General features: G+C 67.0%; 14 protein-coding genes and 3 pseudogenes. 4 read left to right on the top strand and 13 right to left on the bottom strand.

The features are described from left to right. The first annotated feature begins 66 nt into the window (after positions 1-66). Both AB0L89_RS21495 and AB0L89_RS21490 read left to right on the top strand, forming a co-directional pair. Positions 67-1,014 carry a LysR family transcriptional regulator gene (locus tag AB0L89_RS21495; protein WP_365143089.1) on the top strand — a complete coding sequence of 316 codons (948 nt, stop codon included), beginning with the start codon at positions 67-69 and terminating at the stop codon, positions 1,012-1,014. Positions 1,015-1,343: 329 nt separating this feature from the next. Then, positions 1,344-1,508: pseudogene (locus AB0L89_RS21490) on the top strand (IS110 family transposase); the annotation flags it as partial. A gap of 377 nt (positions 1,509-1,885) precedes the next feature. Here AB0L89_RS21490 and AB0L89_RS21485 read toward each other — a convergent pair. The 7 genes and pseudogenes from AB0L89_RS21485 to AB0L89_RS21455 all read right to left on the bottom strand — a co-directional run bounded on the left by AB0L89_RS21485 (position 1,886) and on the right by AB0L89_RS21455 (position 7,977). Further along, a complete protein-coding gene (locus tag AB0L89_RS21485; RefSeq protein ID WP_365143087.1) occupies positions 1,886-2,632 on the bottom strand; it encodes a hypothetical protein in 747 nt (248 codons plus the stop codon). 215 nt (positions 2,633-2,847) lie between these two features. After that, a complete protein-coding gene (locus AB0L89_RS21480) occupies positions 2,848-3,378 on the bottom strand; it encodes a transposase (protein WP_365143392.1) in 531 nt (176 codons plus the stop codon). Further along, the gene (locus AB0L89_RS21475; RefSeq protein ID WP_365143085.1) at positions 3,375-3,893 is read right to left on the bottom strand and encodes a winged helix-turn-helix domain-containing protein; all 519 of its coding nucleotides are present in this window, start codon (positions 3,891-3,893) and stop codon (positions 3,375-3,377) included. The genes AB0L89_RS21480 and AB0L89_RS21475 overlap by 4 nt, the downstream gene beginning before the upstream one ends. A 432-nt stretch (positions 3,894-4,325) precedes the next feature. Continuing rightward, positions 4,326-4,649 (bottom strand): annotated as a pseudogene (locus tag AB0L89_RS21470) (transposase); the annotation flags it as partial. A gap of 1,438 nt (positions 4,650-6,087) precedes the next feature. Further along, a complete protein-coding gene (locus AB0L89_RS21465; RefSeq protein ID WP_365143083.1) occupies positions 6,088-6,501 on the bottom strand; it encodes an SsgA family sporulation/cell division regulator in 414 nt (137 codons plus the stop codon). 256 nt (positions 6,502-6,757) lie between these two features. After that, the gene (locus AB0L89_RS21460) at positions 6,758-6,901 is read right to left on the bottom strand and encodes a PLD nuclease N-terminal domain-containing protein (RefSeq protein WP_365143390.1); all 144 of its coding nucleotides are present in this window, start codon (positions 6,899-6,901) and stop codon (positions 6,758-6,760) included. Positions 6,902-7,207: 306 nt separating this feature from the next. Beyond that, a pseudogene (locus AB0L89_RS21455) lies at positions 7,208-7,977 on the bottom strand (transposase family protein). A 1,223-nt stretch (positions 7,978-9,200) separates the two neighbouring features. Here AB0L89_RS21455 and AB0L89_RS21450 point away from each other — a divergent pair. Both AB0L89_RS21450 and AB0L89_RS21445 read left to right on the top strand, forming a co-directional pair. Further along, a complete protein-coding gene (locus AB0L89_RS21450; RefSeq protein WP_365143081.1) occupies positions 9,201-9,398 on the top strand; it encodes a DNA-binding protein in 198 nt (65 codons plus the stop codon). Next, the gene (locus AB0L89_RS21445; protein ID WP_365143079.1) at positions 9,395-10,765 is read left to right on the top strand and encodes an integrase; all 1,371 of its coding nucleotides are present in this window, start codon (positions 9,395-9,397) and stop codon (positions 10,763-10,765) included. Before AB0L89_RS21450 ends, AB0L89_RS21445 begins: the two co-directional genes overlap by 4 nt. A 180-nt stretch (positions 10,766-10,945) precedes the next feature. On the opposite strand, the gene AB0L89_RS21440 is transcribed toward AB0L89_RS21445, so the two are convergent. The 6 genes from AB0L89_RS21440 to xylB form a co-directional block, all read right to left on the bottom strand. Beyond that, on the bottom strand, positions 10,946-12,469 hold the full coding sequence (locus AB0L89_RS21440) for an aldehyde dehydrogenase family protein (RefSeq protein ID WP_365143077.1): 1,524 nt from the start codon (positions 12,467-12,469) through the stop codon (positions 10,946-10,948). Between the two features lie 112 nt (positions 12,470-12,581). Then, positions 12,582-13,850, bottom strand: a complete 1,269-nt coding sequence (locus tag AB0L89_RS21435) for a GAF domain-containing protein (RefSeq protein ID WP_365143075.1) — start codon at positions 13,848-13,850, stop codon at positions 12,582-12,584. A gap of 215 nt (positions 13,851-14,065) precedes the next feature. Next, positions 14,066-14,665, bottom strand: a complete 600-nt coding sequence (locus AB0L89_RS21430) for a peptidoglycan recognition family protein (protein WP_365143073.1) — start codon at positions 14,663-14,665, stop codon at positions 14,066-14,068. A 92-nt stretch (positions 14,666-14,757) separates the two neighbouring features. Beyond that, the gene (locus tag AB0L89_RS21425) at positions 14,758-15,792 is read right to left on the bottom strand and encodes an acetamidase/formamidase family protein (RefSeq protein ID WP_365143071.1); all 1,035 of its coding nucleotides are present in this window, start codon (positions 15,790-15,792) and stop codon (positions 14,758-14,760) included. Positions 15,793-16,260: 468 nt separating this feature from the next. Next, positions 16,261-17,469 (bottom strand): ROK family transcriptional regulator, encoded by a 1,209-nt coding sequence (locus AB0L89_RS21420; RefSeq protein ID WP_365143069.1) that lies wholly within the window; start codon positions 17,467-17,469, stop codon positions 16,261-16,263. 14 nt (positions 17,470-17,483) lie between these two features. Continuing rightward, positions 17,484-18,938, bottom strand: coding sequence for a xylulokinase (gene xylB, locus AB0L89_RS21415; RefSeq protein ID WP_365143067.1), 1,455 nt, complete (start codon positions 18,936-18,938; stop codon positions 17,484-17,486). Between the last annotated feature and the right edge of the window lie 115 nt (positions 18,939-19,053).

The raw sequence follows: 19,053 nt of genomic DNA, 5'->3' as shown, positions 1-19,053 counted from the left end.
CTCTCATCGTCATGCTCAATCCCGTTGGCTTTGCCAGATTCCGATGAGTGTTGGAGGTAACTTGCTATGCGCACGGAACAGTTGGAGTACCTGATGATGGTCACACGGCTGGGCTCTATGCGGCGTGCTGCAGAGGAACTGCATCTTTCTCAGCCGGCACTTGGCGAGGCGGTCCGCAAGCTGGAGCGGGAACTGGGCGTGGAACTCCTGGAACGCAGACGTTCCGGGGCGAAGATCAGCGCTGAAGGACGTGAGCTGCTGCCGCACATCGCCGGAGTCTTGGACGCGCTAGACCGGCTGCGCCAGGCATCCGGCAAACAGCACCAACCCCACCAGAGGCTGCGGGTGGGCACGGTCAACGCGGCCACGGCCACGCTCCTCGCGCCGGCCATCCGTGAATTTCGCGACACCCATCCTTCGACACAGATAGAAGTCGTCGCGGACCAGCAGGCCGGTGTCCAGCATCACCTCACCAAGGGCAGCTTCGACCTGGGGCTGATCAGCTACCTCCGCGACGACGACCCGCCGCCAGGCCTGCACACCACCGAACTGCTACGCGGTCGCCCGGTCGTCTGCATCCGCCCGGACAGCCCGTTGGCGGCGCTCAACGCAGTAACCGTCAATGACCTACTGACCCAGCCATTGATCGGGATGCGATCCGGCTATGCCATGCACCGCTACATCCAACGCCTGCTCGGAGGCCGAACCCCTTCCATGTCCTACTCGACCGACGGCCCCGAGATGTGCAAGCTGATGGTGGCCCAGGGCCTCGGAGTCAGCGTCCTCCCCGACTACAGCCTGCTCGACGACCCTCTGGAACGCAGCGGCACCATCGTCCACCGCCCACTGGCGGACGACACCACCGAACTCCGCGTCGTGATCCACCGTCGCCACGCGCACCCGGTGTCCATGGCAGAAGGAGACCTGCACGCCATACTCGTCCGCCGGGCCACGCAACAGCACATAGACCGAACCCTCGGTACAAATCTCCACCGGAAGGACAGCGGCCCGTGAAGAAGCTGAGGTTGCGCCATACGCAAGCATCACGCTGTGGGGCGTCGAGGGAGGATGCCGTCGCCTGCCGGGGAACGATGGTGCTCAGGCGGGCAACCGCGGAAGTTCGTTGAACAGGGCTGGCGTGCTGTGTGACGTGTGGAGCTGTCCTGGAGGACATGGCTGGATGTGCGAGGCGCGGGCATCCTCCCCTGGCCATGTCAGATGATGCACGGCACTGGTGCGCGGCAGCGAGCGTAGGCCCCTGCAGCCGACCCGCGGAGTACGGCAGAGCGGCTCAGGCGGTGCGTTGAGAACGAACGAAGGCTCCCTGCTTCTGGCTGGGCGCGCGGGACTCCCTGTGGAACCGGCAGCAGCACGCCAACCAGCTGCGCTCCCTGCTGCGCGAGTACTACCCGGCCGCCTTGGAGGCCTTCATGGCGTGGGCGGGCGGCCTGTGTCGGCCCGAAGCCCGTGAACTCCTGCGGGCCGCACCGACTCCCGCTCGGGCCGCGTCGTGCAGGTGCTTACGGAAGGTGGACGGGACGATCGCCGGGGCGATCGGGAGGCAGCAACCACAACCCTGCACATCGGCCCACCAGTTGAACTGGTGGGCCGATGTGGATCATGCCAGGCGCCATGAGCATCAGAAGACGCTGTTGCCGGTCCTACCTTCGGACTGGCTGTAGGTTTCCGGCCCCTCTAGAGATCTTTAATGGCTGGGGTTACGTGAAGTCGTGACGGTGGGTCGTGGGCCGCGCTATGCCGGAGGGATGAGGTATCCCGATGGCGGTGGGCTGACGGCCGACACACCGAAGCGGCTTCATGACCAGGCCTCGCGCGGGCATCCCTCATTTCGCTCCGGAGTCATCCCATGTACGGCGGACAGGTGCTAACCGCCGAGGGCACTGTTGATCGCCACCGAGCCCGCCTCACGCAGCCACTGACTGGCGGTCGAATCCGGAGCCCTCCCCAGGACACCCATGACCGCGTCGTACGCCCGTCGCAGGGCTGTCGGATTCGGCTGCTGAGCCGACGCCTCGCCGTGCAGGGCCGCCGCTTCCTCGATGAGTTCCGCCTCGGCGATGTCGTCGAGCCCAAGTTCGGGAAGCCGTGTCAGCACGTCCCTCGCGAATCGCAGCAGCGAGTCCGGCTTCACGCCCCAGGTGTTGTTCATGGTGTTCTCCCGACCTCCGATCTGGATGCCCTGGGCTCCGGACTGGACCGTCGTGTTGTACGTATCGCCCGTCGACGCGGGCCTGGGGTAGAGGAATTCTGACACTGTCATCCCACTTTCTGCGCAGTCGAGCCCGAGGCGGGTCAGGGAAATTCGGTGCGCCGTATGGATCTCCCGATAGCCGGGGTCCGTCCAGTGCGTCTTGTGGAACAGCTCCATCAGGTTTCGTTCAACCAGATACTGTGCGGCCTCGCGCAGGTCTTCGAGCGTCAGGGGAACGCTTTCGAACGAGGCGCCAGGAGACCCCATGAAGTCGCCGCAGACCGGCATGCGGTCACCTGCTCGGTACAGCTGATGCGCCCAGCCCAGAAGCGCGTTACGCGTATGGACGGCACGAGCGGTCGGATCCTGAGCCGCCTGGGCCATGCGTAAGGCCTCACGCTCCGCAGCGATGGCCGTCATCTTGCCGCCAAGCCCTCGGAATACACGGCGAAGGCCAGTCGCCGGCCGCTCATCCGGACGATCCGTACTCAACGACCCCTCCCCCCTCGACGCCTCTCACCTCGGACCGAACCGCAACGCGGGGAACCGTAACCTTGCTTTACCCCTGAACGAGCGTCTTTCCCCTGATCCCACGCAGAGCGGTCCTTTTATGCTAGAGATCTTTAATGGCTGCGTTACCGCGGTTGGAGGTCGAGTCCGGTCTTGGCGACGAGCCCCTCGATGAGGTGGGGTCGGTACTGCATCCGCTTCAGCCGCGTCTTCACCAGCGCGGTGAGCTGTTCGAGGCTGTGTTTGGTGAGGTTGGCCAGCGACCTCTTCAGGTGCGACCACGCGCCCTCGACCGGGTTGAACTCCGGAGCGTACGGCGGCAACTGGTAGACGGTCAGCCACAATCGCTCGGCGATCAGCCGTCGCATCGTGTGGCTGACATGCGTGTTCAAATTGTCCCAGACCAAGACGATCGGACCGCCGAGCTGCTGGTGAGCAGCGTCGAGCAGGTGGGCGTAGTCGGTTTCGGTGAAGCGCTTGCGTCGGCCTTTGGCAGGGCCGCGGTCCAGGTGGATGCGATAGATCAGCCGTGGCCGACGGCCGGCCTTGGTGCAGATTAGCGCCGCCATCGAGACCCGTTTGGTACCCGCGGCGGTGACCTTCACGACTGGGGTGCGACCTCGGCGGCCCCAGGTGCGACCCTTGGGCGGCCTCAGGCCCTGACCTGCCTCGTCCTCGAAGCAGACCCAGGCGCCCAAGTCCGCCGCCCTCTCTTTATGACGGGCCACCGCTCGTCCTTCCAGGCGGCGATCTTCGACTCGTCCCGCTCGGTGGCCTTCCGGGCCGGGATTTGTACGCTCCAGCCAATGCGGTGCAGCAGCAGGTCCAGCCCGGCCAGGGTGTACTCGGCTCCGAACCGGCGGCGAACGACCTCGCCGATGCGGGCCAACGTCCAGCAGTGGTCACTCCAGCCCCACGCGGCCGTACCGGCCTCCAACATCGCCTCCAGCGAACGCAGTTGACCGTCATCGAGCCTGCAGCGAGCGCCACCGGGACCCTTGGAGGCCAGCGCCTGGCGGCCACCCGAGGCCAAGGCCCGGCGCCAGCGGTTCGCAGACATCCGGGTCACCCGGAACCGCCGTGCCACCTCCCGGTCACTGGCCCCCGCCTCGATCAAGTCAGCCGCCGCGAGCCGGACTTGCTCACGCCGATCCCGCTCCTCGGCCGTCATCCCACCGCCATCGGGATACCTCATCCCTCCGGCATAGCGCGGCCCACGACCCACCGTCACGACTTCACGTAACCCCAGCCATTAAAGATCTCTAGAACTGCTGGGCCCGCGCGGTCTGCGCCTTGTTGAACAGCTCAGTGAGGGATGCCGGATCGCCCCTTCGCGTCCCAATAGGTGCTCGGCTATTGCGGCCAGCCCACGGTCTCGACCCTCTTGGAGAGCACGGCGAAGCCGTCGGCGTTCTTGGGACGGGGAACGACCTCGATGGTGATGTCGAGGGTGTCCTGGGCCCAGGTGGTGAACTCCTCGCCTCCGTAGGCGTTGTTGGCCCAGACCAGGACGATTTCGGGGTGTTCGGCGTGGAGGCGGGTGAGACTGATGCGGGCGGCGGTCCGTTCCTGGACGCTGGCGGGGGTGTCTCTATGACTTCGGTCAAGGAGTGATCGGGGTTGGTGGTTGATAGAAGGTCCCGTCGCGGAGCATCGCGAAGAGCACGTCGGCTCGGCGTCGGACCAGGCAGGGGAGGGCCTGCGTGTGGCCCTCGCCCTCCTTGATCTTCTTGTCGCAATAGGCGCGGGAGGCCGGGGTGGACAGGGCGGCGAACGCCGAGAGGAAGAAGGCCCTCTTGGACTGCGCGTTTTCGCGTCTCGACTACCGTTCGCCGCAGATCGAGGAGCCCGAGCTGCGGGCCGTCGGCACGATTCCGGCATAGGCGGCGAGGTGGGCGGCCGAGGGGAACCTGGTGCCGTAGCCGACGTCGGGAAGGTCAGGGCGTGGTGAGGCAGACAGTGTGTTCCCCGAGGTGGCGGATGTGTTCGGTCTCGGGCATGTCATGGCGCGGGCAGACAGCGCGGTGACCGTGGATCGAGGCCGCGATGAGGAGAGCTCCTGATGTTGTGCATGGGGTGCGCTGGGCGGCGTCATTGATGCAGGGGCCCGCGGACCGGGGGTGTCGTGTCGTGCGCTGGGGCGACTCCAGGGCGGGCCGCTGTGATGGCTTTGGCTTCACCACCGGATGCGTAGACGACGGGGTCGGTGCGATGGGCTGTGATCGCGTCCACCAGTCGCTTTGGCTGAGCTTGTAGTAGGTGAGGCCGGCGGAATCGGCAGGAACGCTCGCTATGAGCAGGAGGGCTGTGGCCGCGTGGGTGAAGCGCCTCATGGGGAGGTCCTGTGGGCTTCTTGATCGCGGCTGTGGTGCTCGTGGGTGAGTTGCTCACCAGAATCCGTGGCGGCATCGTGGTCGTTCGGGGCGCAGCGCAGAAGTGTCACTGTGTCGGCCTGCAGGGCGGCTTCGGCGGGGTGGCTGATCATCACACCCCCTTCTCGGCTGAGCGATCTACAGGCGGTTGAGGCTCTACGGACTGACCGCTCCTTGCGCTCGCTCTCGGAGTTCTCCCGCGAGATCTATGTCGGGTTGCGGCAGCCGTCTTCGTGATCGGCGCCCGCTGATGTCCACCACAGCTCGCAGCAGGCAGTGGCGAGCGTGGTGCGAGCGCCATCGACGGAGCAGCAGGGCCATGCGGCCTCTTCGGATCTCACGTCTGCACCGCGCAGTTGCTGGGGCACTTGTGTCTCGCGCGCCCCGCCGATCAGGCAGACGGCAGCAGCGAGGATGAAGAGCACGGCAGAGCACTTGAAGTCGTTGCGCGCAGACTGGACGGCGCAGTAGGCAAGCCAGAGGCAGGTAGTGGCGTATAGAGCACAGATACTGCGGCCGCGTTTGGGCACGGGTGATCTCCGGTGATGGCGAGGCCAGCGGCGGGTACGTGGCAAGGGTTTCCCGCCGCCGGGTTTGTGCGGGTGTGGCTCCCGTACCTGTGAGGGCCCGTCGAGGAGGGGGCTCATGCCTGGGCTGTCGGGTTTCTCTGCCTGGCGGTGGATCATGAATCCGCGGGCAATTGGTGAGCCTCCTGACCTGCGAAGAAGCTGGTGGTCATGCTTCTAATTAGCGGGCTGTCCGTGCCTGTGGAGAGCTGGCTGCCCCGGGCCGTTTACTCGACGAGAGGAGGTAGTCATGCCAACCTTGGAGGCCGGAGGCCCTGTTGCAGGGCCACGAAGACGGCGGGCTGTTCCAGGTGCTGAGGCGAATGCGAGGGTTCTCCCGCCTGCAGGGCTCAGGGGTCCATGCTGTACGGCTGGGGAGTCGTTGCTCGCTCCCCTGACTCCGCTGCTCGCTCAGGGCGCTGCTGCTTCAGACGCCGCCGAGCAGGCGCGCGAGTCCTTGATCGACGTCGAGGCCCTCTATTTCGCCGCCCGCGGGCACGACGGCGTACGACTGGACCAAGAACCGGCGCAGCACGATCCTGTCGAACTCCAGCAGGGCCAGCCCCTGGTGCGAGTGGAACTCGAGGACCGTCCGGGCCCGCCCGCACGGCCAGATGCGCACGTCACCGATGCCCGCCGGTGTATCCATCCCCTGTTGCAGGAGCTGCCGGGCGAAGGTCCACCTGACCTCCGCGCCGTCGAGCGACGCCTGCGGAGGAAAGATGATCTGGATGGCCAGGGGGTCCTCGGCCGAGTAGCGCAGGAGGACCGGCAGAGCGCGTGCGCACGCTTCGGGAGTGATGAGACGGGCACGTGCGGGCTTTTCGAGGATGATGACCATGAGCGGGGCTCCACTTCTGGTTCTTCTGCGCTCGATATGCAGCTGTGGGCTCTCCGGAACCCTGATAGCCCCTTGAAAAGGGACATAATTGAGCAAGGTGTGAAATGTTTACGCTGCCTTCGTCTGCCTCCTGTCTGTACTCTGGAATTTCGTTTCCCGATTTAGAAGCCTGACCCTGAGGGAGAAGCGGAAAAGGCGCCCCCTGTGACTCGAATTATTGTCGGAATCCTTTTGGGTGCATCCTTGGATTCTGCTGTCAGGTACGCCCGCGAGTGTGGCGTCTGCCAACAATGAACCACAGTTTGCTGCCTATTACGGGCGTGATCGAACCGAAGGCAATCCAGGCGAATTTCATTCCACTTTTGGCGCGACAGGTGATGATGCTGATAAGGGCGCCAATGTGTAGAGCCGCAACGGCGAGGAGAATAGGCAGGGCCTAGACGGTAATCGAAATGCTGCCTCCTTGGTTGTTCGTTGCGATCGCCAGCGGGCGTTCAAATGCCACGCGCGCCTGTTTTCCCTTCCGATTCTGGATCGATGCTTATTCAGCTTGACTGCTAGATTATTCTGATGTGTCCGATCGTAATGGATGTCTCGGGATTCGCATATAAGATTTTTCCGACGTGGTGATAGGGAAAGAAACTCACCGCCCGCTCTCGGCTCAACTTCTTGTGTCGGGCGGCGCCATAGTGAGGGTTTTTCAACCTCATGCTGACGTGTGGTGAAGGACGAAGACGGCCTTCACCACGTCGGTGATTCGGTTGGTGCTGCAGCGGACTTTCCGCAGCAGGCGCCAGCCCTTCAGGATGGCCATGGCTTGTTCGCCGACGCAGCGGATCTTGGCGTGTGCGGTGTTGTGGCGGCGCTGCCATCTCTTGAGCTGACGGCCTCGGAACGGCACCGGGACATGGCGGCCTGCGCCCTGGTACGCCTTGTCCGCCCAGCACTTCACGCCAGCGTCGGCGAGTGCGTCGATGATCCCGTGACTCCGGGCCGCGGTGAGGTCGTGGGTCGAGCCGGGCAGAGCCGACGAGGCCCAGAGCAGCCGCCCGAACGGGGCGGTGAGGACCTGAATGTTCATGCCCTGGCGTTTGTGTTTCCCGGAGTGGTATGGGGTGTCGGCGGCGATGCGGTCGATCGGCAGCAGCGTGCCGTCGAGGATGACGAACGCCGTCGCCCTGATCGACTCCATCGCCTCGGCAACGGTCGGGGCGAGGGCGGACAGGACGTCGATGGCCTCGCGTATGTAGCGGAAGGCGGTCGTGATCCCGATGTCGAACCCGGCGGCGAGCTGGGCGGAGGTGTCACCGCACCGCAGGTGTGCCAGAGCGGGCAGGGCCTGACGGCCAGCGGCCAGCGGCCAGCGGTCAGCCGTCGCCACCGCGTCCCGATCTCCCGTCTGCGAGAGGCGAGTTGCCCGGTCAGGTACTGCAGGGTGCGGGTGGACAGATCGATCGCCGATGGATAGACAAGCAAGCAGAGCTCCTGGGGGGCACGGTGGATCTTGGTCGTGACACCGTCTACCAGGAACTTCTTCACGTTGCAGGACAGACCAACTGACGGACCCCACCGCGAGGTTGGAAGAGGCTCAGTCTGCATCGTGGCAAGGGCGATCTTGTGAATCGATTCCCTACGCTGTTCTACGGGGAACGGAAATCCCTTCGTTTCGTTCGTTGTTACACGCCTCGATTCGATGAAATCGGAGCATTCGCCCACAGCAGACGAGAAAGAGTCCTAACGGACTGGAACCTCTTCCGAAACCATGTCAAAGTACAACGTCCCGGAAAGTACCAGGTCAGTGGCAGGAAGCGGACTCTTAGCGGTTGGCTTAACGGCCATCCCTCAAGAGCCCGCCTCCCGAGGCATCCGGTTCCGCGACCGAGCCCCGACCACATGGAGGTCCAACTGTCGAGCGTCCCTATACGACCTGCCCGCATCACTGTTGCCCTCCGCTTGCTGCGCGGCACCCTTCACGCGTGGAGAGCCCAACAGATCGAAGAGCACGTGACTCTGTCCACAGCGCTGTGTCTGTGCGGCCGGGCTATGCGGTGAGGGCCTGCTGCAGCACGGCAGCCAACGTGACCGTGCGGTTCTTGCACACGTGGCTAATCCTCCTAGAGCTGCAACTCGCCATACAGTCCGAGCCTCTGCACTCGTCGCCGCCCGGAACCGACTTGACTTAACGGCGACGAGCTGGTGGTCCTCATGGCAGGCGGAGAGCCTCCCGTTGTGCGGTCCAACCGATTGGCGCCCTGACCGATGACGGACCGGCATAGACAGCTCCGACCTTCGTGATGCTGGGCGATACATATCAGACGATGCCCGGTTAGCGAAACCGGGCATCGTGCGGACCATTGATTCCGTTCGCACACGGCTGTGCTTGGCGGTGGAGCCGCAGCGGACACAGTTGGTAGTGCCCCGCCCATTTGAGAGGAGGTAGTAGGGCGGCTGTTGCCACCTGCTGGTACGTCTATGGCCCCGCTTTGCGCCCACGGCTATGGCTGCTCGCTGCGCGAGCCCTCCCGCCAAACAGCTCACCAGCGCGCTGTGAGGGAATCCCTCGCTGTATCGATCCTTGATGCCTTGCTGCGTCATGTCGTCTGTGACGGTGGGTGGTCGTGGACGGCTGGCGAGCTGTTCCGGCTATGCGCTGACGGAGTTCCGGCGTGAAGCGCTTCTCGATACGAAGGTGATATTGCATGGCTCGTCCTCCTGCTCTGAAGCTCGCTGAGGTTCTGACGGAGATCCGTTTGAGTCCGTCGGCGTTCTACCGCATGCGCGCTCGCGGGCAAGCGCCCCGCATGTTCAAGTTGCCCAATGGTGAACTCCGGTGCCGCCGGGCTGATCTGGATGCCTGGTGGGACATGTGCGAAAGAGATTCTGACACTTGGCGATGAGCTACAACGTCCGCTTCTGGGACATACGCGAGCGCCCTGACCGGCGCAAGCCGTTCATGGTTCGCTGGACGGTCGATGGACGTGAAAAATCAGAATCATTCATGACCTCCGGGCTAGCCGACAGCAGGCGCTCAAAGCTGATGACAGCAGCGCGTGACGGTGAGGCTTTCGACGTACACACTGGTCTGCCGGCGTCCGAACTGAGGGCTATCAAGCAGCGGACGACGTGGTACGACCTTGCTCACGAATACCTGGACCAACGGTGGGACCGTACACCGGGAAACACTCGCCGTACTCTGGCCGACGCCTTCGCCACCATCACGCCTGCCCTAGTGCACCCTGGCGCAATCCATCCAGAGCCGCGGGTACTGCGGCGTGCCTTGTACTCCTGGGCGTTCAACAAGAATGCATGGGCCCAAGAGCCGACCGAGGAGTGGCACAAGGCCCTGGAGTGGATGAAGCGAAACTCCCTGCCCGTCAGCGCTCTCGCGGAAGCCGACGTGCTGCGACGGGCGCTGGACGCCCTGTGCCGCAAGCTGGATGGCAAGGCGGCTGCGGCCAAGACGGCACGGCGAAAGCGGGCCGCATTCAACGAAGTACTCAACACGGCCGTGGAGAAGGGTTACTTCGCGGAGAACCCTCTCAACGGACTCAGGTGGAATGCTCCGTCGGCCAATGAGGAGGTGGACCCAACTGCCGTTCCCAACCCGGCACAAGTGGCCCGGCTCCTCACGGCGGTTGCTCAGCAGCGCGGGCGTGGCCCTCACCTAGAGGCGTTCTTCGGCTGTATGTACTACGCGGCGATGCGGCCGGCGGAGGTCATTCACCTTCGGCTCGACCAGTGTCACCTGCCCAAGGCCGGGTGGGGCATGCTCAACCTGTCCGGCGGTGTCGTCGTCGCAGGCAAGGACTGGACGGACGATGGCGCAGTGTACGAGGTTCACTCGCTCAAGCGCCGTGCGGTCAACGCGACACGGCCTGTGCCCATCCCCCCGCAGTTCGTGCGCATTCTCCGTGTACACATCAAACGGTTCGGCGTAGCACCGGATGGACGGTTGTTTCGGAACCAGGCCGGCAACTACGTGGACGCGGCTGCGTACGGTACGACGTGGGCGCGGGCGCGCAAGTACGTCCTGACTCGAACGGAACTCACCTCTGGGCTGGCCAAGCGGCCCTATGACCTCCGGCACGCCGGTATCTCATTCTGGCTGCACTCCGGTGTGGATCCGGCCGAATGCGCTCGCCGCGCGGGTCAGAGCATCGAGGTCCTCTTCCGCCACTACGCCAAGTTTCTGGATGGCGTCCGAGAGCAGGCCAACCGGCTCATCGAACAGTCCATGGAGGAGTGGGAACGCGTCAGCCAGTGAGCGGCTGCGACCGGGCGAGCCGAAGCCTTGGTCCGTCACTGGTCCGGAAGAGCTGGTCAGGAGTGGGGCAACGGTGGGAGGAACTGGGAGTTATGACGTAAACCGCCCCCTGTGCTGAGTGCGGCGAGCCGAGGGCGCCTGCCGGGTGAAAGCCCAGGTCAGGCGCCCTTTTGTGTGCCCTTAGAAGAAGCCGAGCTTCTTCGGCGAGTACGACACCAGAAGGTTCTTCGTCTGCTGGTAGTGCTCCAGCATCATCTTGTGCGTCTCACGCCCGATGCCCGACTGCTTGTAGCCGCCGAACGCCGCGTGCGCGGGATACGCGTGATAGCAGTTCGTCCAGACGCGGCCCGCCTGAATCGAACGTCCCGCTCGGTACGCGGTGTTGATGTCCCGCGTCCACACCCCGGCCCCCAGGCCGTACAGCGAGTCGTTGGCGATCTTGATCGCGTCGTCGAAGTCGTTGAACGACGCCACCGAGACGACCGGACCGAAGATCTCCTCCTGGAAGATCCGCATGCGGTTGTCACCCTCGAAGATCGTCGGTTGGACGTAGTAGCCGCCCGCCAGTTCGCCTTCGTGCTCGATCCGCTGTCCGCCCGTCAGGACCTTCGCGCCCTCCTGCTGGCCGATGTCCAGGTAGGAGAGGATCTTCTCCAGCTGATCGTTGGACGCCTGCGCGCCGATCATGGTGTCGGTGTCCAGCGGGTGCCCGGCCTTGATCTGCTCGGTGCGCGCGATCGCCGCCTCGATGAACTCGTTGTAGTGCCCGCGCTGCACCAGTGCCCGCGACGGACACGTGCAGACCTCACCCTGGTTGAGGGCGAACATCGTGAAGCCTTCGAGTGCCTTGTCCCGGAAGTCGTCGTCGGCCGCCCACACGTCGTCGAAGAAGATGTTCGGCGACTTGCCGCCCAACTCCAGCGTGACCGGCTTGATGTTCTCGGAGGCGTACTGCATGATCAGCCGCCCCGTGGTGGTCTCACCGGTGAACGCGACCTTCGCCACGCGCGGACTCGACGCCAGCGGCTTGCCCGCCTCGACCCCGAACCCGTTGACGATGTTGACGACCCCCGGCGGCAGCAGATCGGCGACCAGGCTCATCCAGTAGTGGATGGAGGCCGGGGTCTGCTCGGCCGGCTTGAGCACGACGGCGTTCCCGGCGGCCAGCGCCGGCGCCAGCTTCCACGTGGCCATGAGGATCGGGAAGTTCCACGGAATGATCTGCGCGACCACACCGAGCGGCTCGTGGAAGTGATACGCGACGGTGTCCTCGTCGACCTCGCTCAGCGACCCCTCCTGCGCGCGGATCACGCCCGCGAAGTAGCGGAAGTGGTCGATGGCGAGCGGGATGTCGGCGGCGAGGGTCTCGCGCACCGGCTTGCCGTTCTCCCAGCTCTCGGCCACCGCGAGCTGTTCGAGGTTGGCCTCCATCCGGTCGGCGATCTTGCGCAGCACGTCCGCGCGCTCGGTGACGGACGTACGCCCCCACGCGGGCGCGGCCGCGTGCGCCGCGTCCAGGGCGCGCTCGACGTCCTCGGCGGTGCCCCGGGCGACCTCGGTGAAGGGGCGGCCGTTGACCGGGCTCGGGTTCTCGAAGTACTGGCCACGGGCAGGCGCCACGTACTCGCCGCCGATGAAGTGGTCGTAGCGCGACTGGTAGGAGACGATCGCACCTTCGGTGCCGGGCGCTGCGTAACGGGTCATCTTCGACTGGCCTCCCGTGGACGGCTGCCCGCCGTTGGGCAGCGCTCGCTCGGAGGCTAGAAACGGGGACGTTGCATCAACGTTGCGCGGCCGTGGCCACGCATGCACCTGGCTACGTGTGGTCATCCCCGTTCGACGCCAGGTCGGCGTCGAGCTGCCTCAGGCGGGCCAGTACCGGAGCCGTGGGGCGCAGCGCGGCCAGGGCCTGCCACACCACCAGGTCGTCATCGCCCCACGGAGCGTGTGCCCAGTCCGCCAGCAGGTCGGGGTCGTTGCGGTCGACCAGCGCCGCCCGCAGCTGATCGGCGAGCCTGCGTCGCAGCCTCACCAAGGCCGGCGCCTGTGACTGCGGCAGCAATGGTCCCGCATAAGCGGCAGCCGCCGCCGTCACCGCCCCGGCTCCCAGCCGGCGCTCGACCGTGTCGACATCACACTCGACGGGCAGCGCCAGCCGATACGGCCGCGACCGCAGCAGCTCCGCGCCGAGCACCCGCCGCAGCCGCGCCATCTCGGCCCGCAACGTCACCTGCGGCACCGACTCGTCCTCGTACAGCGCGTACAACAACTCGTCCCCGGTCAGCCCTTCCGGATGGCGGGCCAGCAGCACGGTGATCTCGCTGTGCCGACGACTGAGCCGGACCTTGCGTCCGCCCACCAGAAGCAACGCCTCGTCACGCCCCAGCGCCGACAGCTCGACCACGTCCCTGGCCTCCACCGGGGGCGCGAGCAGCGCCAGTTGGGACTCCGCCGCCCGCGCGACGGCCTGCACGAACGCGAGACTGTGCGGATGCGCCAGACCGTCCCCGCCGGTGATGTCCACCGCGCCGATCACCCGCCCCGAGCGCGGATCGTGCACGGGAGCCGCCGCGCACGTCCACGGCTGGACGCGCCGCATGAAGTGCTCGGCGGCGAAGACCTGCACCGGGCGGTCGACGGCGACCGCCGTCCCCGGAGCGTTGGTCCCCATGGCGGACTCCGCCCACCGTGCGCCCGGCACGAAGTTCATCCGCCCCGCGAGCTGCCGCGTGACCGCGTGGCCCTCGACCCACAGCAGCCTGCCGTGCGCGTCGCACACCGCGAGCAGATGCTCCCCGTCCGCCGCGAAGGTGCCCATCAGCTCACGGAACAACGGCATCACACGCGCCAACGGATGCTCGGCCCGATACGCCCCCAGATCGCCGTCAGTGAGCTCCACCGCGGCACCGCTGCCCTCTGGACTCACCCGAGCTCTCGCCGATCTCCGCCAGGAGTCGGCCACCACCGAACGCACCGGGCGGACGACCGTCCCCGCGGCCGTGAACCTCTCGTGGGCCCGGCGCAACTCCCTCACTCGTTCGTTGGGGTCGGTGCCCGGCTCCAGGGCCACCCATGGATCGGTCAATTCGGCCTCCCGGGACGGCGATGCGGTGGTGCCATCGTCGCCCCGGGAAAGGGACCCGACAAGGATGCGGAATGGATCGGCTTGGCGAGCCGTGCGGGCTGCGTGGCGGCGCCGCCCGGGTGTCGTGTGGTGCTGGTGCTGGTGCTGGTGCTGGTGCTGGTGCTGGTGCTGGTGCTGGTGCCGGTGCCGGTGTCGCCTCGTCGCCCGGACCGGCCTCAGGCGAAGTTGACGAGCCTTATGTAGCGCGACCAGTCCCAGTACGGACCGGGATCCGTGTGGTCCGAGCCGGGCACTTCGTGGTGGCCGATGATGTGCTCGCGGTCCCTGGGGATGTCGTACTTGGCGCAGATGGCGGCGGTCAGCGCCGCCGACTTCTCGTACATCGCGTCAGTGAAGTACTCGGGTTTGTCGACCCATCCTTCGTGCTCGATGCCGATGCTGCGTGTGTTGTAGGTCCAGTTGCCCGCGTGCCAGCCGACGTTGCGCTCGCGGACGCACTGGGCGATGTGCCCGTCCTGGGAACGGACCACATAGTGGGCCGAGACCTGCTTCGCGGGGTTCTGGAAGATGGCGAGTGCGTCCGCGTAGGTCTCCTGGGTGACGTGGATGACCACGTAGTCGACGGGATACGTGGTGGGGCGGTTCGAAGCCGTGTAGTTGGAGCTGCTCGCCGGCACCCACTCGGCTCCGGGGTAGTCGACGGCCTGGGCCCGGGCGTTGGCTTGGGTTGCGGGAAGGAGCGTGGCGGGAACGGCGGCGGCGACCGCGCCCTGCAACAGTCGACGCCTGCTGGGGAAACGTCTTGCTCGATCCATGACGGACCTACCTCTCGGTGGGGGGACCGGCTGACCTGGCGCTGTACTGGAATGGCCCCTTGCCTTGGCCGGGGTGCTGGCGAAGACGAGGACTATGAGGGGTTGAGGGGCGTCGGGTGGGGGAGTGAGGTGGCCGTTTCGCGCAACCGCGCGTGCAGCCCGCGGTGCGTTTCCCGGCGCGGCAGCCATTCCTTGCGGATCTTGGCCACGCACGTGTAGTTGGTGTCGCAGACATTGGCCAGCGGAGACTCGACGGTCTGCGTCGCGAACTGGTAGGCGTCCAGCTCGCTGAAGCCGTAGTCACGCACCAGCCACTGCACCAGGTCGAGTTGGGATATGCGGAACGCGTCCTCAAGGGGTCGCGCCGAACCGGTGGAGATGATGTGGGTGTCGGACTCCAGCCGTGGCCAGGGAGTGGATATTCCCTTGAGGAGTTCGACGATCACGACGGTGTTCATCGCGCACTCGACGGCCACCCCGCAGGTCTCGCCCTCTCCCTGCCGGGCGTGCCCGTCGCCCAGGCTCAACAGAGCGCCCTCGACGTTCACCCCGAGGTAGCAGGTGACACCCGCCCGCATCTCGGGTGTGTCCATGTTGCCTCCGTGGGCGTCGGGCACGAGGGCCGAGCGGACCTCCAGATTCGCCGGCGCGACACCGACGGTTCCGTGCATCGGATCCATGGGCAGCTCGACCGTGAAGTCACCGTCCCGAGCGCTGAACCGCGCGGTGCGGCGGGCCTTGTCGAGCTGCCAGATCCACACGGTCTCGGGCAGGGGCGGTTGGAGCGAGGCCGTGGAGTGCGTGGAGGTGAGAGCACCGAACAGAGGGACCGTGGTAGAGGCTGCCCAATCCCGGGCCGGTTCTATCGATACGAAGTGCACTGCCACGGTGTCACCCGGCTCAGCGCCCTCCACATAGAAGGGGCCGGTCTGCGGATTCAGGAACGGAAACTCGCAGACTTCGGAGACAAGGTCCTTCTCCGAGCGCACGTTCCCGGCGAAGCAGTCCTCCGTGAACAGGTCGAGAACAGTGCCCGGAGTGATGCGCGCCACCGGCGGCGCACCGCCGAACGTCCAGGCATACTCGCCCGCTTCCGGCCGCACGGTCAGGATCCTGGGGTCACTCATGGCTGTACCGTTCCGTTCTCTTCAGCATCCATACATCGACGACGGGACCCGCGGCGGAAGAGGACCTCGCGAAGTCGATGGCTCCGCGACGCAGTCCCGGAATGGTTCCCCCGACATCTGAATCCCCCGATCCATGTGGCCCTCGCCGTCGCCACGACGGCGGTGCCTCGCGAATTACGTTACGGCGCCCGCTGGTTGAGGCGAAAGGGCATGGCTCGGATCTGTGTACAGCCACGTGACTGTGGATAACGCGGCCACTCGATCGGGGGATCGCAGAGTCCGCGGAGGGCCATCACGTCGTCGGAGGAGGGGAGGTCGTGGCGGCCGCGGTGGGGCATCGCGTCGTGCTGGATCGTCGTCCCGACCCAGCCCAGCCCAGCCCAGCCCAGCCCGGCCATGCCCAGCCCAGCCATGCTCAGTTCGTCCCGTCCCGGCCCAGCCCAGCCCGGTCCGTCCGGGGCGAGGACGTCATCCAGCCCGGGAGGCGCCCACCGGATCATCCAGGACCGCCCGTGCCACCGAGTGCGCCGCCCCCAGCAGCGGCCCGTCCGGGCCGAGGGGGGAGACCGACACACCACAGGCCCGTCCTGCGGTCCGCTCCGTCAATTCCCGTTCCAAAGACGGCAGCAGCCACGGCGCGAGGCGCGACAGCGCACCGCCGAGCACCACGGCCCGTGGATCCAGCAGATTGACGGCGCCGGTGAGCGCGATGCCCAACGCCGCCCCCGCACCCCGCAACGCCTTCCGCACCTTCTTGTCGCCGCTCGTGGCGCGCTCGGCGAGAAGCCCCACCTGGTCCTCGCCGAGGTTCAGGCCGGCCGAGCGCAGGACCGCTTCCACGCCCGCGTACTGTTCCAGGCAGCCGCGACCGCCGCAGGGGCAGGCCGTGCCGTCGGTTCGCACGGGCATGTGCCCCAACTCGCCGGCGAACCCGCGCGCACCACGCAGCAGCTGCCCGTCGACGACGAGGGCTGCGCCGATGCCGATCTCCGCCGAGACGTGGAGAAAGTCCTCGGGCGACTCCTCGCCGAGCCACAGCTCGGCCAGCGCGCCGAAGTTGGCCTCGTTGTCCACGGTCAGCTGCAGCTCGGTCGACAGCAGGGCGTCCAGGTCGATGTCGTGCCAGCCGAGGTTCGGGGCCCGGACGACGGTGTGGGTGCCGCGGGCGACGAGGCCGGGCACTGCCACGGCCAGGCCCGCCGGGGACAGTCCTGCCTGGCGCGTCTCGGCAGACACCTGCTCCACCAGAAGGGACAGCTCCGCCAGGACCGGCACGGCCGACCGACTACGATTGGGGGCCGGTCGTACGGCGCGAGCCCGGGTCTCGCCGCGTAGGTCGACCGCGCACACCGCGAGGTGGTCCACGCCCACTTCCGCGCCGATGCCGACGGGTCCGCGTGCGTTGACCGCCAGGGCGGACCCGGGGCGGCCCACCCGCCCCGGGCGCTCCGGACCCAGTTCGTCGAGAAGCCCGGCCCGGATCAGTTCGTCCACCAGCGTCGAGACGGCGGCCCGTGTCAGTCCGATGCGGGAGGCCACGGCGGCACGGGAGAGCGGTCCGTGCGCGGCCACCGTGTGCATCACCCGGGAGAGATTGCGGCGGCGCATCGACTGCTGGGTATCGGGCAGCCGCGCACCCGACGTCCCCCGGCGCGCGTCGTGCAGCGGTGCGGTCATGCCTCGGTCAGCCCTCACTCCCCATGGGGCGCCCTGTCCAGGAGCGGCGCCGCGTCGGAGAGTACCCCGGAGATCCGCGACAGCGTCGCCTCGTCGCGTTCGACGGGGTCGAGCACGGGGCCCCGAGCGGTCCCCCAGCGCCGCGCGATGGCGCTCGGGTCCTCGCCCGTCAGCACCCCCGCGGCCTGCGCGGCGGCACCGAGCGCGACCAGTTCCTGGGCCTGCGGGACCTGCACGGGGCGCCCGGAGAGGCGTCGTACGGTGTGCTGCCAGGCGGTACCGCGTGCTCCACCGCCGATGAGCAGCAGAGGGGACGACCGGTCGGCGTCCGTGTCGAGGACCAGGTCGAGCGCCCCGAGCAGCGAGTGCACGGCCCCGTCGTAGGCGGCCTGCAGCAGCTGACCCGGTGTCGTGTCGTGCCGCAGCCCGTGCAGCATTCCTGAGGCGTGGGGCAGAGCCGGGGTGCGCTCACCGTCCAGGTAGGGCAGAACGGTGACCGAGCCGCCGGGTTCCACCGCGTCGCGCTCCAGACCCAGCAGCGCGGCCATCCGGTCCACGGCGAGCGTGCAGTTGAGGGTGCACGCCAGGGGAAGCCACGCGCCGCGCGCGTCGGCGAACCCCGCGACAGTTCCGGTCGGATCGGCGGGACGGTGCTCCGACACCGCGTACACCGTGCCCGAGGTGCCGAGGCTCAGCACCGGTGTACCGGGGTGCAGGCCGAGCCCCAGGGCGGCCGCCGCGTTGTCACCGGTGCCGGGCGCTACCAACGTGCCCCTGGAGAAGGGCAGTTCGCTTCTGTCGCGGACGGTGCCGACGACTTCACCGGGGTGGGCGACGCGGGGGAGGAGCGCGGGGTCGAGGTCCACCATGTCGAGGATCGTGTCGTCGTACGTCTCCGAAGCCGATGCCCACCACCCTGTTCCGGAGACGTCGCCGCGATCCGTCGTGCCGACCCCGGTGAGCCGTTCCGTGAGGTAGTCGTGAGGCAGGCGCACGGCAGCTGTGGCGCGGGCGGCGGCAGGCTCGTGCTCGGCCAGCCAGGCCCACTTCGTCACGGTGAAGGAGGGCCCCGGCACACTGCCGACGCGGTCCGCCCATACCTTGGGGCCGCCGAGCCGCTCGACGAGCCGCCGCGCCTGCGGGGCCGATCGCACGTCGTTCCAGAGCAGAGCCGGCCGCACCAGGGAGCCGTTCTTGTCGAGTGCGACCAGCCCGTGCTGCTGCCCGCCGATGGAGACCGCCGCGGCTTCGCGGGCGGGCCGGCCGCACTGGTCCAAGGCCGTTCGAAGGGCATCCCACCACTCCTGGGGGTCGCTCTCGCGATGCTCGCCCGTGCTCACGCGGTGCGAGGCCTGGCCGCTTGCCACGATCCGGCCGGTGGCCGAGTCGACGACCAAGACCTTGGTGGACTGCGTGGAGCTGTCCACGCCGACGACCAAGGCGCCCTGCGCGGCGGGAGCTGATGACATGGCGGTCTCCGTTCCTGCGGCTCTCTCCGGGCGAGCCCCGGAGTTCCCTCCCTGACCTTCCCAGAGGAGCCCTCGGATACTAATTTGTAAACGGCCATGACGAAATAGGCGAGGG

Source organism: Streptomyces sp. NPDC052114, from assembly GCF_040680155.1.
Taxonomy (GTDB): Bacteria; Actinomycetota; Actinomycetes; order Streptomycetales; family Streptomycetaceae; genus Streptomyces.
The sequence above is the reverse complement of the archived record's forward strand: the minus strand, read 5'-3'. Positions and strand labels throughout refer to the sequence as shown.